The organism is Streptomyces sp. NPDC026589 (assembly GCF_040638385.1).
GTDB lineage: Bacteria > Actinomycetota > Actinomycetes > Streptomycetales > Streptomycetaceae > Streptomyces.
The window spans coordinates 1-15,602 of record NZ_JBEZYG010000026.1; the positions used below are offsets into that span (position 1 = coordinate 1).

Sequence of the window (15,602 nt, forward strand, 5' to 3'; positions counted from 1 at the left end):
GCCACACACTTATGTGGTTCCTGGTCGCACAGTTCTCACGCCGCATGGACCCATCACACCACTGGCCGCTCACTGATCCGTAAGAAACGGCCTAGTTGGTACGGCCGGAGGATCCCTCTGCAGTCACATCAGAGCAGCTCACTGGCCGAGGAAGCTCAGACGGACGCTGCGGTTGGTGTTGCTCGTGTTTGTATCCACCAGACAGACCGACTGCCAGGTGCCCAGCTCCAGCCTGCCGCCGATCACCGGCAGCGTGGCATGGGGTGGGACCAGGGCGGGGAGCACGTGGTCGCGGCCGTGGCCCGGGCTGCCGTGGCGGTGTTGCCAGCGGTCGTCGGCGGGGAGCAGGTGGTGGAGGGCGGCCAGCAGGTCGTCGTCGCTGCCCGCGCCGGTCTCCAGTACGGCGATGCCGGCCGTGGCGTGGGGGACGAAGACGTTGAGCAGGCCGTCGCGGCCGGGCGCGGTGCGGGTGAGGAACTCTTCGCAGGCGCGCGTCAGGTCCGTGACGCTCTCGGCCGCACCCGTGGTGATGTTCAGGACCGTGGTGGTGAAGGAGGAGGACATGCCTCCATCTTCGCCCCACAGGAGTGAGACGACACGTCCACGCTCCGAGACACCATTGACCGTGTCCCTACCGGATGGCTACGTTCAGCGCCATGTTCCGATCAGCTCTGCTCACTTCGCGCGGTCACATCGACCTGCTGCGAGTGGCTTCCGCCGCGTGTTGTCGCGGCTGCTGACGTTCTCCCAGCGACTTCCGGAGCGTTTCCCACCGCGGTTTCCCACCGTACGGCTATGCCTGCGGTACTCCCTCGTTCGCCCTTCCGTAGTCGTGTCGTCGGTCGCCTAGGCGCATAGTCGCCTCCGGCTCCGTGCCGCCTCGCGTCCGCTGAGGGCGCCGTGGTTGCTCCTTCCTTCCGCCGCCACCGTCGGACCGCCTCCCGGTCGGTCGTGGCGCGTGGGCGCGTGGGTACGGGGTGTCCCGGCATGCCCGCGGCCGCCCCCGTCTCCTCACTTCTTCGCGCCGCTCCCCCTTCCCTCCTCGAACTTTCGCCGCGCATCCGTGCGCCCTTCCGTGGAGCCCTCATGACCGTCAGCCATGCGCCACCACCCCCAGGCCTGTCCGTTGCCCCAAAGAAATCCTCCGCGCCGAGCCGTACGCCGCCCGATCTGGAGGCGGTCGTTCCGGCGTCCGTCCGGCGGTCTCGGCTACGGGCCGCTCCGCGGTGGGTGCGGCGAGCGGTGGGGCCGTTGCTGCTGCTCGCGTTGTGGCAGGTGTCCAGCGCCACCGGGGTGCTGGAGCCCGATGTGCTCGCCTCGCCCGGGACCATCGCCCGGGCGGGCGCCGATCTGGTGGCCGACGGGACGCTCCCCGCCGCGATGGGGGTCTCGCTCCAGCGGGTCGTCGTGGGGCTCCTGCTCGGGGGAGTCGTCGGGACGCTGCTCGCGCTCGTGTCGGGGCTGTCACGGCTCGGTGAGGACCTGGTCGACGCGACCGTGCAGATGCTGCGCACGGTGCCCTGGGTGGGGCTGATCCCGCTGTTCATCATCTGGCTCGGGATCGGCGAGGCACCGAAGGTGGCCCTCATCGCGCTCGGGGTGGCCTTCCATCTGTATCTCAACGTCTATGCGGGAATCCGCGGCGTTGACGCCCAACTCATCGAAGCAGGCGAGTCGTTGGGGCTCGGCCGGTGGGGACTGGTGCGGCACGTGGTGCTGCCGGGTGCGCTGCCCGGGGCCATGACCGGGCTGCGGTATTCGCTGGCGACGGCCTGGCTCGCGCTCGTCTTCGGTGAGTCGATCAACGCCGATGCCGGGATCGGGTTCCTCATGAACCAGGCCCGCGAGTTCTTCCGGACCGACGTGATCGTCGTCTGTCTCGTCGTGTACGCCTTCCTCGGCCTTACCGCCGACGTCATCGTCCGGATCCTCGAAAGGCTGCTGCTGCAATGGCGACCGACCTTCACCGGCCAGTGAAAGACGACCTCGCCCCCGGCCCGCCGACCGCGGCGCCGGACGGCGCTCCGGAGGCCGCTGTGCGGGTCGAAGGGCTCACCCGGGCCTTCGACGGCCGTCCGGTCATCGATGACCTCGATCTCACCCTGAGGGAAGGCGAGTTCACCGCTCTGCTCGGGCGCAGCGGCTGCGGCAAGTCGACGCTGCTGCGGGTGCTCGCCGGGCTCGACCGGGAGATCTCGGGCACCGCCCTGGTGCCGCGCCGGCGCGCGGTCGCGTTCCAGGCCCCACGGTTGATGCCCTGGAAGAAGGTCTGGCGCAACGTACTGCTCGGTCTTCCGGGCAAGCCCGAACGCGGCGTTGCCGAGCGGGCGTTGGCGGAGGTCGGTCTGGCGGAGCGGGCCGGGGCGTGGCCCAGGACGCTGTCCGGCGGTGAGGCGCAGCGCGCTTCGCTGGCCAGAGCCCTGGTGCGCGAGCCCGATCTGCTGCTGCTCGACGAGCCCTTCGGCGCGCTGGACGCCCTGACCCGGATCAAGGCCCAGCAGCTCGTCGCGGAGCTCTGGCAGCGGCGCGGCTGCGCCGTACTGCTGGTCACCCATGACGTGGACGAGGCCCTGCTGCTGGCCGACCGGGCGCTGGTGATGCGGGACGGGCGGATCGCGTACGACACGCCTGTCGCGCTGGACCGGCCCCGCGGGGTCGGCTCCCCCGGCTTCACCGACCTGCGCTCCCGCCTGCTGACCGAACTGGGTGTCGGGAGCGGTGGCGGCGTCGAAGGGGAGGGCCCTGGCCGCGGTGAGCCGGACGCCACCGCCGGTGCGGAGCCGTCCGTGACCGCCGCCCCGCCCGGACCCGGACCGACGAAGCGCCCCGCCGCATCATCCGCGCATACCCGCCATGGAGAGGCCTCATGAAACGCCGTGCCCTGCCTGCCCTGCTCCTCCCGCTCGCCCTGCTCCTGTCCGCGTGCGGCGGTTCCTCCTCCGCGAACTCGGGTGGCAGCACGGACGGAACGGGCAGCCTTACGCTCAACGTCGGCGATCAGAAGGGTGGTTACGAGGCGATCCTGCGGGCCTCCGGGGAGCTCGACGACCTCGGCTACCGCATCGAGTGGTCCACCTTCACCTCGGGCCCGCCCCTGCTGGAGGCCGTGAGCGCCGGTGCGGTGGACATCGGGGGCGTCGGCAACACGCCGCCCGTCTTCGCCGCGGGGGCCGACTCGAACATCGCCGTCGTCGGCGCCACGCACGGCTCGTCGGCCGGTGAGGTCATCGTCGTGCCCGAGGACTCGCCGCTGGAGAGGCCCGCCCAGCTCAAGGGCGCGTCCATCGCCGTGGCACAGGGCAGTTCGGCCCACTTCCAGCTGGTCGCCTCGCTCAAGAAGGCCGGCCTCGGGATAGCGGACGTGAGGTTGAACTACCTTCAGCCCGCCGACGCACTCGCCGCGTTCAGCCGGGGCAAGGTCGACGCCTGGGCGATCTGGGACCCGTACACCTCGCAGGTCCTGCGCACGGCGGACGCCCGGGTCCTCACCACCGGCGAAGGCGTCGTCAACGGCCTCGGCTTTCAGGTCGCCTCACCCGTGTCGCTCAAGGACGGGAAGAAGTCGCAGGCCATCGGCGACCTGCTCGTCCGGCTGGAGCGGGCCCAGAAGTGGGTCTTCGAGCACCCGGAGGAGTGGGCGAAGGTCTGGGCGAAGGAGACCGGGCTGCCCTACGAGGTGGCGTTGGACGCCGTGAAGCTCAGTTACGGCACTCGTGTCCCGGTCGCGATCGACGCCGCGGCCATCGCCTCCGAGCAGGAGATCGCCGACACCTTCGCCGAGCTGAGGCTGATTCCCCGGCGGTTCGACTTCGAGGACTACGTCGACACCCGGTTCAACCGCGACCTCCCCGCTTCCTCCACCGCACCGCGCTCCTACGGAAAGGCCTCATCGTGAACGTCCATCTGCACTGGTTCCTGCCCACCGGTGGCGACGGCCGGACGCTCGTCGACCGGCACGCCTACACCGACGGCGGTATCAAACGTGACCGGATCACCCCGGTGAGCGGGGTGCGGGCCCCGGACATCGAGTATCTGGTCCAGATCGCCAAGGCGGCCGAGCAGTTGGGCTTCGAGGCCGTGCTGACGCCCACGGGCACCTGGTGCGAGGACGCCTGGCTGACCACGGTGGCGCTCGCCCAGCACACCGAGCGGCTGAAGTTCCTCGTGGCGTTCCGGCCGGGGGTCATCTCCCCGGTGCTCGCCGCTCAGATGGCCTCCACGTATCAGCGGATCACCCGGGGGCGGCTGCTGCTCAACGTGGTGACCGGGGGCGATTCCACGGAGCAGCGGCGGTTCGGGGACCACCTGGACCACGACCGGCGCTATGCGCGGACCGCGGAGTTCCTGTCGGTGGTGCGGGGCGTCTGGAGTGGGCAGCCGTACGACTTCGACGGTGCGCACTACCAGGTGGAGGGCGGTCTGACCGCGCTGCCGCCGGACCCGCTGCCGGAGATCTTCTTCGGCGGGTCCTCGGCCGCCGCGGGGCCGGTGGCCGCGGCCCATTCCGATGTCTACCTGACCTGGGGCGAGCCGCCGGCCGCGGTGAAGGAGAAGATCGACTGGATTCGCGACCTGGCGGAGGCGCAGGGTCGCACGGTCCGGTTCGGCATCCGGCTGCACACCATTTCGCGGGATTCGTCGGCCGAGGCGTGGGCCACCGCCGACCGGCTGCTGGGCGACCTCGACCCGGAGACGATCGCGGCGGCGCAGCAGGCGCTGGGGCGGAGCGAGTCGGTCGGTCAGCAGCGGATGCTGGCCCTGCACGGCGGTTCGCGGAACGACCTGGAGATCGCGCCGAATCTCTGGGCGGGGGTCGGTCTGGTGCGCGGCGGGGCCGGGACCGCACTGGTGGGCAGCCATGCCGAGGTCGCGGACCGGATCGAGGAGTACCACGCGCTGGGCGTGGAGCACTTCGTGCTCTCCGGGTATCCGCATCTGGAGGAGGCGTACTGGTTCGGCGAGGGGGTCACCCCCGAGCTGGCCCGGCGCGGACTGCTGTCGACCGTGCCCCCGTCCCCGCTGCTGAGTGCGAACGGCGCCGGGCCCCGGCCCGCCACGGCTTCGGGTGGAGCACCCCTGCTGGTCGCCGGGGGGCGCTGAGCCTCGCGGTGCTGCTGGTCGGGGGCCCGGGAAGATCCCGGACCCCCGACGAGTTAGTAGAAGCGTGAACATTTCTGGGGTGCGTGAGCTGGACGTGGTCGTGATCGGCGCGGGTCAGGCGGGGCTGTCCGCCGCCCACCACCTGCGCCGCGTCGGACTGGAGCCGGACGTCGGCTTCGTCGTGCTGGACCACGCGCCCCGGCCGGGCGGCGCGTGGCAGTTCCGCTGGCCCTCGCTGACGTACGGCAAGGTCCACGGGATGCACGCGCTGCCGGGCATGGAACTGACCGGAGCCGACCCCGACCGGCCCTCGTCGGAGGTGATCGGCGCGTATTTCGCCGCGTACGAGGAGCGCTTCGGCCTGCGGGTCCACCGCCCGGTGGAGGTGAGCGCCGTACGGGAGGGGAGCCGCGGGCGGCTGCTGGTGGAGACGTCCGAGGGGGCATACGCCCCGCGGGCCGTGATCAACGCGACCGGCACCTGGGACCGGCCTTTCTGGCCGCGCTACCCGGGCCAGGAGACCTTCCGGGGGCGGCAGTTGCACACGGCGAACTACCCGGGGCCGGAGGAGTTCGCGGGCCTGCGCGTCATCGTCGTCGGGGGCGGCGCCTCCGGTACGCAGCATCTGATGGAGATCGCCGGGCACGCGGCCGACACCTTCTGGGTGACCCGGAGCGAACCGGTCTTCCGCGAGGGGCCGTTCACCGAGGAGTGGGGGCGGGCGGCCGTGGCGATGGTGGAGGAGCGGGTGCGCAAGGGGCTGCCGCCTCGGAGCGTGGTCAGCGTGACCGGGCTGCCGATGACCGATGCGGTGCGGCGGGCCCGGGAGCAGGGGGTGCTGGACCGGCTGCCGATGTTCGACCGGATCACCCCGAGCGGCGTGGCCTGGGACGACGGTCGGGTCGTCGAGGCCGATGTGATCCTGTGGGCCACCGGGTTCCGGCCCGCCGTGGACCACCTGGCACCGCTGAAGCTGCGCGAGCCGGGCGGCGGCATCCGGGCTGAGGACACCCGCGCCGTACGCGACGGGCGCGTCCATCTCGTCGGGTACGGCCCGTCCGCCAGCACCATCGGCGCGAACCGCGCGGGGCGGGCGGCGGTCCGGTCGGTCATGCGGCTGCTGAAGGAGACGGGCGAGAAGAGCGGCGACGAGCGGCCGGGCCGGGAGGCCGACGGCGGGCAGACCGACCGGGAAGCCGACGGCGGACGGGCGGGCCGGGAAGCAGGGGCGGTCGTCGCCGTTCCGGTCTCCGGGGGCTGAGCGCTCCGCGGGCGGAGGCCCGTCAGCTCGTGGCGGCGGACGCGCGGGTGCGGTTGAACTCCTCGACGTTCTTCTGCTGTTCGTCGTAGCTGTCGGTGAACCGGGTGTCGCCGGGGCCGACCGTGACGAAGTACAGCCAGGGTCCGGGCGTGGGGCTGACGGCCGCGCGCAGGGCCTCCTCCCCCGGGTTGCCGATGGGCGTCGGCGGCAGCCCCTTGGTCCGGTAACTGTTGTACGGGCTGTCCAGCTGGGTGTCGGCGGTCGTCGTGTCCAGGGTGGAGCGCTTCAGGGCGTAGTTGATGGTGGAGTCCATCTGCAACGGCATGTCCTTGAGCAGCCGGTTGTAGACGACCCGGGCCACCTTGCCCATGTCGGACGCGGTGTCGGCCTCTGCCTGGACGATGCTGGCGATCGTGATCGTGTCGTAGACGGAGACGTTGTTGCGCTGGGCTCCCGCCGTGACATGGTCCGCTCCGAAGTGCTTGCGGGCGGTGTCCGCCATGTACCGCAGCAGGCCCGCGGGCTCGGTCGCGGCGTCGAGCGGATAGGTGGCCGGGAAGAGGTACCCCTCGGGGTTGCCCTCGGCCTGGGCCGGCAGAGCGAGGTCCACCGTCGTCGCGGCCTTCCGCGTGCTGCCGGGCTTCAGCCCGAGCGCCTGGTCGACGGCCTCGTACACCTGCGAGGCACGACGGCCCTCGGGGATCATCAAGGTGCCCCGCGGGCGCGCCTTCTCCGGCCCGCCCTCGTCCGATCCCGTCAGGGACAGCGGGATCAGGACGGCGGCCGACACGACGAGCAGGGCGACGGCGGCCAGGACGACCTTTCCGCGGCGGGTCGGGCGGAGTCTGCGACGGGGCCGGGCGTCCGGGGACTCGTTCACCATGCGGGCACGTTAACCCGGGGCGTCGGCCACGGCCGGTAGCTCGGCCACGGCGTCGGCTCCGGCGACACGAACGCCGTACCGGGCGGACCAGAACGCATGACACACAGAACACACGAACAGGGGATCGGGTGTTCGCTGGAACGTGTGACCGTCAGGGGATTCGTTGGCTTTCACCCGTCCGGGGGGTGAAGATTGCAGAGCGCAGTCAACGGGCTGCAGACCGCTACTGCGCAGTCCCACAGATGCACCACGCACAAGGAGAAAGACCAGATGAACTTCCTGACCAACCTGCTTGCCGGCGTCGTCCACTTCGTGGGTTGGCTCGTCTGACCATCGCTCCGCCCGGCGCCGTCGCTCCCCGTCCCACGGGAGCGGCGGCGCCGCCGTGTGTGCGGCGCCGGCCGGCTCAGCCGTTCGCCGCCGCCGGCCCGGTGAAGGGCGGCAGTGCGGTGAACCCGGGATCCACGGTCACCGCCGCCGCGAGGGTGTCGAGCGTCCGGCGGACCCGGGTGAGCGGATGGTCCGGGAATTCCGCGTCCCATCGGGCGTGGTCCGCCGCGTGGAAGGGCAGCCCGCCCTGGACCTCGGGGGCGTAGGGGTGCGGCCGGAAGTACTGGTCGGGGCCGAGCTTCGCCATGACCACGGCTTCCCGCATGCCCGTCATGCCGCGCTCCGCCGCCTGGATCTTCACCACGGTGCTGCACCCGGCGCGCGGCACGGTGAAACTGCCGATGAAAGCCTGTCCGCTGCGCTGTCCCGGCAGCGGCAGTTTGAGTATCTGGCGCAGGGCGGGCAGCTCACACAGCCGCTTCACCGACGCCTCGATGAGTCCGCCGCCCGCCCGGGCGGTGAAGTGGGTCAGACCGTGGCGCAGGGCGGGGCCGTCGTCCAGCGCGGCTGGCAGATCCGGCGGCAGGTCGAAGAAGTGCAGTGACAGCACATCACCGTGGTCGTTCAGCCAGGTGTCGGTGTCCACGGTTCGGTAGCCGGGGAGTTCCACCCCGAGGAGAGCTCTCATGCGCGGCGATCATGCCGTACGCGCGTCGCGCCGGTGGCCTCAGGGCTGTCTCATCGCCCTGACGCCGTGGCCCGCGGTCCTGTCCGGGCGGTCAGGACGCCGGAACCGGGGCCGGTTGGGTGTCCCGGCGGATCAGGGCGGCGTAGCGGCCGTCGCGGTCGAGCAGCTCCTCGTGCGTGCCGCGCTCGGCGGCCCGGCCGTTCTCCAGGACGACGATCTGGTCCGCGTCGCGGACGGTGGAGAGGCGGTGCGCGATGGTGAGCGTGGTGCGTCCGGCGGAGAGGGCGTCGATCGCTTGCTGCACGGCCTGTTCCGTACGGGTGTCCAGCGCGCTGGTCGCCTCGTCGAGGATCAGCACCGGCGGGTCGCGCAGGATCGTGCGGGCGATGGCGAGGCGCTGCTTCTCACCGCCCGAGAAGCGGTAGCCGCGCTCACCGACCAGGGTGTCGTAGCCGTCGGGCAGGGAGGCGATGTGGTCGTGGATCTGCGCCGCGCGGGCCGCGGCCTCGATCTCCGCCTCGGTGGCGTCCGGCTTGGCGAAGCGCAGGTTGTCGGCGACCGAGGCGTGGAAGAGATAGGTCTCCTGGGAGACGACGCCGACCGCTCGGGCGAGGGTGTCGAAGTCCAGATCGCGGACGTCGACACCGTCGAGCGTGACCCGGCCGCCGGTGACGTCGTACAGCCGGGGCACGAGGTAGCTCAGAGTGGACTTGCCGGAACCGGTGGATCCGACGACCGCGAGGCTGCCGCCGGCGGGAACGGTCACGTCGATGCCGGTCAGCGTCGGGCCATTCGTCTCGTCGTAGCTGAAGTCGACGTCCTCGAAGGCGATCTCGCCGCGGATCTTCTCCAGCCGGACCGGCTTCTCCGGTTCGGTGATGTCCACCGTGAGGTCGAGGTACTCGAAGATGCGCTGGAAGAGGGCGAGGGAGGTCTGCATCTGCACACCGGTGGAGAGCAGGCTGACCGCCGGGCGGAAGAGTCCCTGCTGAAGCGTGACGAAGGCGACCAGTGTGCCGATGGAGACGGCGGCCGCTCCGGACGCGAAGGTGAGACCTGCCGCCCAGTAGATGACGGCGGGCATGGCGGCCATCACGATGCCGATCGTCGACATCCGCCAGCGGCCGGCCATGCTGGAGCGCACTTCGAGGTCGACCAGGCGCTCGGACTCCTCGGCGAAGCCCCGGGTGAGGGAGTCGGAGCGGCCCATCGTGCGGCCGAGGAGGATGCCGCTGACCGAGAGGGACTCGGTGACCGTGGCGGCCATCGCGGCCATCTGCTTCTGGCGCTGGGTGGTAATCCTCTTCCGCTCCCGGCCGACACGCCGGCTGATCGCGACGAAGACCGGCAGCAGGAGCAGGGAGACGACGGTGAGCCGCCAGTCGAGGGCGAGCATGGCGACGACGGTCGCGATGACGGCCGTGAGGTTGGAGACCAGCGAGGTCGCGGTGGAGGTGACCGTCGCCTGCATACCGCCGATGTCATTGGCGATGCGGGACTGGACCTCGCCCGTGCGGGTGCGGGTGAAGAAGGCGAGCGGCATCCGCTGGAGCTGGGTGTAGACGGCGGTGCGCAGGTCATGCATGACGCGCTGACCGACGGTGGTCGAGATCAGGGTCTGGAGCACGCCGAAGACGCTGGTCATCACGGCGGTGAGGATCATGCCGAGCGCCAGCAGGGTCAGCAGGCCCGTGCGCCCCTGCGGGATCGCGGTGTCCAGGATCTCGCGCAGCAGGAACGGGGAGGCGACCGACACCAGGGAGGACGCGCCGACCAGCAGGCCGACGACGGCCAGGCGGCCGCGGTAGGGGTGGAAGAGGCGGAGGATGCGGCGCACCTCGGCGGGCGGCCGGTCGGCGGCGGCGGCGGTGTGTGCGGCGGTGTCGGCATCGGGTGGGGGCGCCCACGTGGGCTCGTCGTGCTTCATGGGCTCCTTCGTCGGGCGTGAGGCGTGACCGGGCGGACCCGGCCCTCGCACATGGAGAGCTTAGCTCATTGTTACCTATACTCACAATGAACAAGGTCCTGATATTGTTCCCGTATGGACGCCCCCGATTCCCCCGGTCCGCCCGGCTCCTCCCACTCCTCCCGCTCAACCGGCTCACCCGACACCGACGGCATGCTCGCCGAGCAGTTGCTGCGGCTGACCCGCCGGCTGCACCGCATCCAGAGCCGCCAGCTGGAGCCGATCGACATCACTCCGGCCCAGTTCCGGCTGCTGCGGACGGTCGCGAGCTACGAGGCGGCCCCCCGGATGGCGGATCTCGCCCGGCGCCTGGACGTCGTTCCGCGCGCCGTGACGACGCTGGTCGACGCCCTGGAGACGAGCGGCCGCGTGCGCCGCGCACCGGATCCCGACAGCCGCCGGGTGGTCCGCGTCGAGATCACGGACGAGGGGCGCGCCACGCTGCGGTCCCTGCGCAGCGCGCGCCGGGCCGCCGCAGAGGAGATCCTGGCCCCATTGACCGCCGATCAGCGCGAGGTCCTCGGCGGGCTGCTGTCCGCCCTGGTCGACGGCATGCCGGAACGCCACTGCTGAACACCGCGCCTTAGCCGCCGAGGAGATGGCCGACATGCCGCTGCTGGAGCCCGACCCGGAAGCCCTGCGCCCCGGAACCGCACGGGAACCCGCCCCCGACCGGGTCACCGACCGCAGTGCGGGCGGCACCCCGGAGCCGCTGCGCGGCGAGCTGACGGCCCTGCTCGGCGCCGACAAGGTGCTCTGGAAGATCTCCGACCTCGTGCGGTACGCCTCCGACGCCAGCCCCTACCGCTTCCTCCCCCGGGTCGTACTGGTCCCCGAGGACCTCGACGAAGTCTCCGCGATCCTGTCGTACGCCCACGGCAAGGGCCGTCACGTGGTCTTCCGGGCCGCGGGCACCAGCCTCAACGGCCAGGCGCAGGGCGAGGACATCCTCGTCGACGTACGCCGCCACTGGACCGGCGTCGAGGTGCTGGACGACGGGGCGCGGGCCCGGATCGGGCCGGGGACGACCGTGATGCGGGCCAACATCGCCCTCGCCCGGTACGGCAGGCTGCTGGGCCCCGACCCGGCCAGCGCCATCGCCTGCACCGTCGGCGGGGTCGTCGCCAACAACGCCTCGGGCATGACCGCGGGGACCACCCGCAACAGCTACCGGACGCTCGCCTCGCTCACGTTCGTCCTGCCGGGCGGCACCGTCGTCGACACCGCCGATCCGGCCGCCGACGAGGAGCTGGCCCGCGCCGAACCGGAGCTGTGCGCGGGGCTGATGGAGCTGAAGGCGGAGATCGAGGCGGCCGAGGAGCTGACCGCCCGCATCCGCGCCAAGTACACGATCAAGAACACCAACGGCTACCGCCTGGACTCCTTCCTCGACGGGGCGACGCCGGTGGAGATCCTGCGGGGGCTGATGGTCGGCTCCGAGGGCACGTTCGGCTTCATCTCCGAGGTCGTCTTCGACACCCTGCCGCTCGACCGGCGGATCTCCAGCGCCCTGCTGTTCTTCCCCTCCCTCACCGCCGCCGCGGCCGCCGTGCCCCGGTTCAACGAGGCGGGGGCCATCGCCGTGGAGCTGATGGACGGCAACACCCTGCGCGCCTCCGTCAGCGTGCCGGGCGTTCCGGCGGACTGGGCTGCGCTGCCCCGGACCACGACCGCGCTGCTGGTGGAGTTCCGTGCGGCCGACGAGGCGGGCCAGGAGGCGTTCGAGCGGGCGGCCGACGCCGTCGTCGCCGACCTGGACCTGGTCGTTCCGGCGGTGTCGGTGACCAACGCCTTCACCCGGGACGCCGGGACGATCGCCGGGTACTGGAAGGCGCGCAAGGCGTTCGTCACGGCGGTCGGCGGGTCCCGGCCCTCGGGCACCACCCTGATCACGGAGGACTTCGCGGTGCCGCCCGCACGGCTGGCCGACGCCTGCGAGGCGCTGCTGGAGCTCCAGTCGCGCCACGGCTTCGACGCCGCCGTGGCCGGTCACGCCGCGCACGGCAATCTGCACTTCCTGCTCGCGTTCGACGCGGCCAAGCCGGCCGACGTCGAGCGGTACGACGCCTTCATGCAGGAGTTCTGCGCGCTGGTGGTGGACCGCTTCGACGGGTCGCTCAAGGCGGAGCACGCCACCGGACGCAATATCGCGCCCTTCCTGGAGCGGGAGTGGGGGCCGCGCGCCACGGAATTGATGTGGCGGACGAAGCAGGTCATCGACCCCGCCGGGGTGCTCGCGCCGCGCATCGTCCTGGACCGGGATCCGCGGGCCCATCTGCGGGGTCTGAAGACCATTCCGAAGGTGGAGGCGGTCGCCGATCCGTGCATCGAGTGCGGCTTCTGCGAACCGACCTGTCCCAGCGAGGATCTGACGACCACTCCGCGTCAACGGATCGTGCTGCGCCGGGAGATGATGCGTCAGGCCGACGGCTCGCCGGTCGAGGCCGGTCTGCTGGACGCCTATGGGTACGACGCCGTGGACACCTGCGCCGGGGACTCCACCTGCAAGCTCGCCTGTCCGGTCGGCATCGACACCGGGGCGATGATGAAGGGCTTCCGGCACCGCAGGCACACGCCGCGTGAGGAGCGGATCGCCGCGCTGACCGCGAAGAACTTCCCGGTGGTGGAGGCCTCGGCGCGGCTGGCCGTGGCGGTGGCCGACGCCGTCGGCGACCGGGTGGGCGACGGCCCGCTCGGGGCCGTGACGCGGCTCGCCCGCAAGGCCGTCAGCCCCGATCTCGTACCGGAGTGGCTGCCCCAGATCCCCGGGGCGGCGGCCCGGCGGCTGCCGCGTACGGACCGGGTCGGGGCGAGCGCGGTCTACTACCCGGCCTGCGTCAACCGCATCTTCGCCGGCCCGGACGGCCGCCCGGGCCTCTCCCTCGCCGAGGCGGTGGTCGCCGTGTCGGGGCGGGCCGGCAAGCCGGTGTGGATCCCCGAGGACGTCGCGGGCACGTGCTGCGCGACGATCTGGCACTCCAAGGGGTACGACGCGGGCAACAGGATCATGGCGAACCGCATCGTGGAGGCCGCCTGGGGCTGGACGGCGGGCGGAAAGCTGCCGCTGGTCGTGGACGCTTCCTCGTGCACGCTCGGCATCGCCGAGGAGGTGGTGCCCTACCTCAGCGAGGACAACCGGGCCCTGCACCGTGAACTGACCGTCGTGGACTCACTGGTGTGGGCGGCCGACGAACTGCTGCCGGAGCTGACGGTGTTCCGCACCGTCGGGTCGGCCGTCGTGCATCCGACCTGTTCGATGGAACACCTGGGTGACGTGGGGCAGTTGCGCGCGCTGGCCGAGGCATGCGCGGACGAGGTCGTGGTGCCGGACGATGCGGGGTGCTGCGCGTTCGCGGGTGACCGCGGGATGCTGCACAAGGAGTTGACCGATTCGGCGACGGCCAAGGAGGCGGCCGAGGTCGGGCTCCGCGACTACGACACCTATCTGTCGGCGAACCGGATGTGCGAGATCGGCATGGAACGGGCCACCGGAAAACCCTACCGCTCGGCGCTGATCGAGCTGGAGCACGCCACCCGGCCGACCCTCGGCTGAGCATCCGACGTCGGGCCTCAACACCCCTCCCGACGTGCACATGTGAGCGTTTCCGGGCCCCGATTGGTTGCACCAGTCGGGGCTTCGGCGTGCCGTGAAGAAAGTCCATGGTTTGAGGACGAGAGTCCAAATACCTCTCTTGCGCACCATCAGCCTCACCCTCCAGGGTCCTTACCGAGACCCGGTCCCCGCACTCGTCATCCGTACGGGGACCGGACGCGCTCGCGCACCGTCTGAACCCCCAACCCCACCTGGAGGCTCGATGAACGACGACGCCCGGCCCGCACCGGAACCGCAGGACCTGCCCCCGCACGGCGGCGCGGCCGACGAGGCGGCGCGGCAGGATCCCAGCCGCCGGTCGGTGCTGTGGACCACGGCGGGTGTGGCCGGCGCCGGACTCGGCCTCGGCGCACTGGGCACGGGGAGCGCGTCGGCCACCGAGGCGACCGCCCCGCAGGCCCTCTCCGCCGCGGAGGCGGCCGCCGCCGCTCCCGCCCGGCAGGGCCGCACCATGGCGGGCGTCCGCTTCGAGGGGCGCTCCACGATCCGGGTCGGCATCGTGGGCCTCGGCAACCGGGGCGGCAGCATGATCGACCTGTTCCTCGCCGTACCGGGCGTCCAGGTGAAGGCGGTCTGCGACCCGGTCCGGGACAAGGCGGAGAAGGCCGCGGCCAAGGTGACGGCCGCCGGTCAGCCCGCACCCACCGTCTACGCCAAGGGCGAGGACGACTACGAGAACCTCTGCAAGCGCGGGGACCTCGACTTCGTCTATGTGGCGACGCCCTGGGAACTCCACTTCCCGATGGCGAAGGCGGCGATGCTGAACGGCAAGCACGTCGGCGTGGAGTGCCCGATCGCCATGCGGCTGGAAGAGCTCTGGCAGCTGGTGGACCTCTCCGAGCGCACCCGGCGGCACTGCATGCAGCTGGAGAACTGTTGCTACGGCAAGAACGAGATGCGGGTGCTGCGCATGGCGCACGCGGGTCTCTTCGGCGATCTGCTGCACGGGGCGGGCGCCTACAACCACGATCTGCGCGAGCTGATGTTCGACCCCGACTACTACGAGGGCCCCTGGCGCCGGCTGTGGCACACCCGGCTGCGCGGTGACCTCTACCCCAACCACGGTTTCGGTCCGGTCGCCAACTACATGGACGTCAACCGGGGCGACCGGGCCGTGAGCATCACGAGCATCGGCACCCCGGCCCTGTCGCTCGCCGAGTACCGAAAGGAGCACATGCCGGCCGGCGACCCCAGCTGGAAGGAGTCGTACATCGGGGCCGACCGGACGATCAGCCTCGTCCAGACGGCCAAGGGCCGGGTGATCCGGCTGGAGCACGACGTGTCGAGCCCGCACCCGTACTCCCGTATCAACAGCCTCGGCGGTACGCGGGGCGTGTTCGAGGACTACCCGGAGCGCATCTACCTGGAGCCCACGAACACGAACCACCGGTGGGACGACTTCAAGAAGTACGCCGAGTGGGACCACTGGCTCTGGAAGGAGCACGCGAACCCGCCGGGCGGGCACGGCGGCATGGACTACATGATGATTTTCCGCCTGATGCAGTGCATGCGGCTCGGTCTGGTCCCCGACTTCGACGTGTACGACGCGGCAACCTGGACGGCCCCCGTGCCGCTGAGCCATCTCTCCATCAAGGCCAAGGGCGCGCCGCTGCCGATCCCGGACTTCACCCGGGGCGAGTGGCGGAAGGCCCGGTCCGGCATGGACTCCGAGAAGCCCGCGGAGTGACCGCCCCCGGGGTCCCCGGCCGAGTCGGCCCGGGGCCCCGCAGGGCGGCGGAGAAGGCCGGAAAACCGGTTGCC

General features: G+C 71.4%; 13 protein-coding genes. 9 read left to right on the top strand and 4 right to left on the bottom strand.

The features are described from left to right. Positions 1–138 precede the first annotated feature (138 nt). Complete coding sequence (locus AB0F29_RS33275) at positions 139–564, bottom strand: secondary thiamine-phosphate synthase enzyme YjbQ (protein ID WP_361880106.1); 426 nt, start codon at positions 562–564, stop codon at positions 139–141. Between the two features lie 92 nt (positions 565–656). On the opposite strand from AB0F29_RS33275, the gene AB0F29_RS33280 reads away from it, so the two are divergent. From AB0F29_RS33280 to AB0F29_RS33305, 6 genes are all read left to right on the top strand, one after another. Next, on the top strand, positions 657–740 hold the full coding sequence (locus AB0F29_RS33280) for a putative leader peptide (RefSeq protein ID WP_311307964.1): 84 nt from the start codon (positions 657–659) through the stop codon (positions 738–740). A 346-nt stretch (positions 741–1,086) separates the two neighbouring features. Further along, positions 1,087–1,977 carry an ABC transporter permease gene (locus tag AB0F29_RS33285; RefSeq protein WP_361880108.1) on the top strand — a complete coding sequence of 297 codons (891 nt, stop codon included), beginning with the start codon at positions 1,087–1,089 and terminating at the stop codon, positions 1,975–1,977. Beyond that, a complete protein-coding gene (locus AB0F29_RS33290) occupies positions 1,950–2,870 on the top strand; it encodes an ABC transporter ATP-binding protein (protein WP_361880111.1) in 921 nt (306 codons plus the stop codon). The genes AB0F29_RS33285 and AB0F29_RS33290 overlap by 28 nt, the downstream gene beginning before the upstream one ends. Next, positions 2,867–3,895, top strand: coding sequence for an ABC transporter substrate-binding protein (locus AB0F29_RS33295; RefSeq protein WP_361880114.1), 1,029 nt, complete (start codon positions 2,867–2,869; stop codon positions 3,893–3,895). The genes AB0F29_RS33290 and AB0F29_RS33295 overlap by 4 nt, the downstream gene beginning before the upstream one ends. Then, complete coding sequence (locus AB0F29_RS33300) at positions 3,892–5,100, top strand: LLM class flavin-dependent oxidoreductase (RefSeq protein ID WP_361880117.1); 1,209 nt, start codon at positions 3,892–3,894, stop codon at positions 5,098–5,100. Before AB0F29_RS33295 ends, AB0F29_RS33300 begins: the two co-directional genes overlap by 4 nt. A gap of 79 nt (positions 5,101–5,179) precedes the next feature. Then, positions 5,180–6,361, top strand: coding sequence for an NAD(P)-binding domain-containing protein (locus AB0F29_RS33305; RefSeq protein WP_361880120.1), 1,182 nt, complete (start codon positions 5,180–5,182; stop codon positions 6,359–6,361). A gap of 22 nt (positions 6,362–6,383) precedes the next feature. Here AB0F29_RS33305 and mltG read toward each other — a convergent pair whose 3' ends face one another. The 3 genes from mltG to AB0F29_RS33320 form a co-directional block, all read right to left on the bottom strand. After that, positions 6,384–7,244 carry an endolytic transglycosylase MltG gene (mltG, locus tag AB0F29_RS33310; RefSeq protein ID WP_361880123.1) on the bottom strand — a complete coding sequence of 287 codons (861 nt, stop codon included), beginning with the start codon at positions 7,242–7,244 and terminating at the stop codon, positions 6,384–6,386. A 406-nt stretch (positions 7,245–7,650) separates the two neighbouring features. After that, positions 7,651–8,262 carry a hypothetical protein gene (locus AB0F29_RS33315; RefSeq protein ID WP_361880126.1) on the bottom strand — a complete coding sequence of 204 codons (612 nt, stop codon included), beginning with the start codon at positions 8,260–8,262 and terminating at the stop codon, positions 7,651–7,653. Positions 8,263–8,353: 91 nt separating this feature from the next. After that, positions 8,354–10,189 (bottom strand): ABC transporter ATP-binding protein, encoded by a 1,836-nt coding sequence (locus AB0F29_RS33320; RefSeq protein WP_361880129.1) that lies wholly within the window; start codon positions 10,187–10,189, stop codon positions 8,354–8,356. 114 nt (positions 10,190–10,303) lie between these two features. On the opposite strand from AB0F29_RS33320, the gene AB0F29_RS33325 reads away from it, so the two are divergent. The 3 genes from AB0F29_RS33325 to AB0F29_RS33335 all read left to right on the top strand — a co-directional run bounded on the left by AB0F29_RS33325 (position 10,304) and on the right by AB0F29_RS33335 (position 15,528). After that, positions 10,304–10,801: a MarR family transcriptional regulator gene (locus AB0F29_RS33325; RefSeq protein ID WP_361880132.1), complete on the top strand. Its 498-nt coding sequence runs from the start codon at positions 10,304–10,306 to the stop codon at positions 10,799–10,801. 34 nt (positions 10,802–10,835) lie between these two features. After that, the gene (locus tag AB0F29_RS33330; protein ID WP_361880424.1) at positions 10,836–13,781 is read left to right on the top strand and encodes an FAD-binding and (Fe-S)-binding domain-containing protein; all 2,946 of its coding nucleotides are present in this window, start codon (positions 10,836–10,838) and stop codon (positions 13,779–13,781) included. A 262-nt stretch (positions 13,782–14,043) separates the two neighbouring features. Continuing rightward, positions 14,044–15,528, top strand: a complete 1,485-nt coding sequence (locus AB0F29_RS33335) for a Gfo/Idh/MocA family oxidoreductase (protein ID WP_361880135.1) — start codon at positions 14,044–14,046, stop codon at positions 15,526–15,528. The last annotated feature ends 74 nt before the right edge of the window (positions 15,529–15,602 follow it).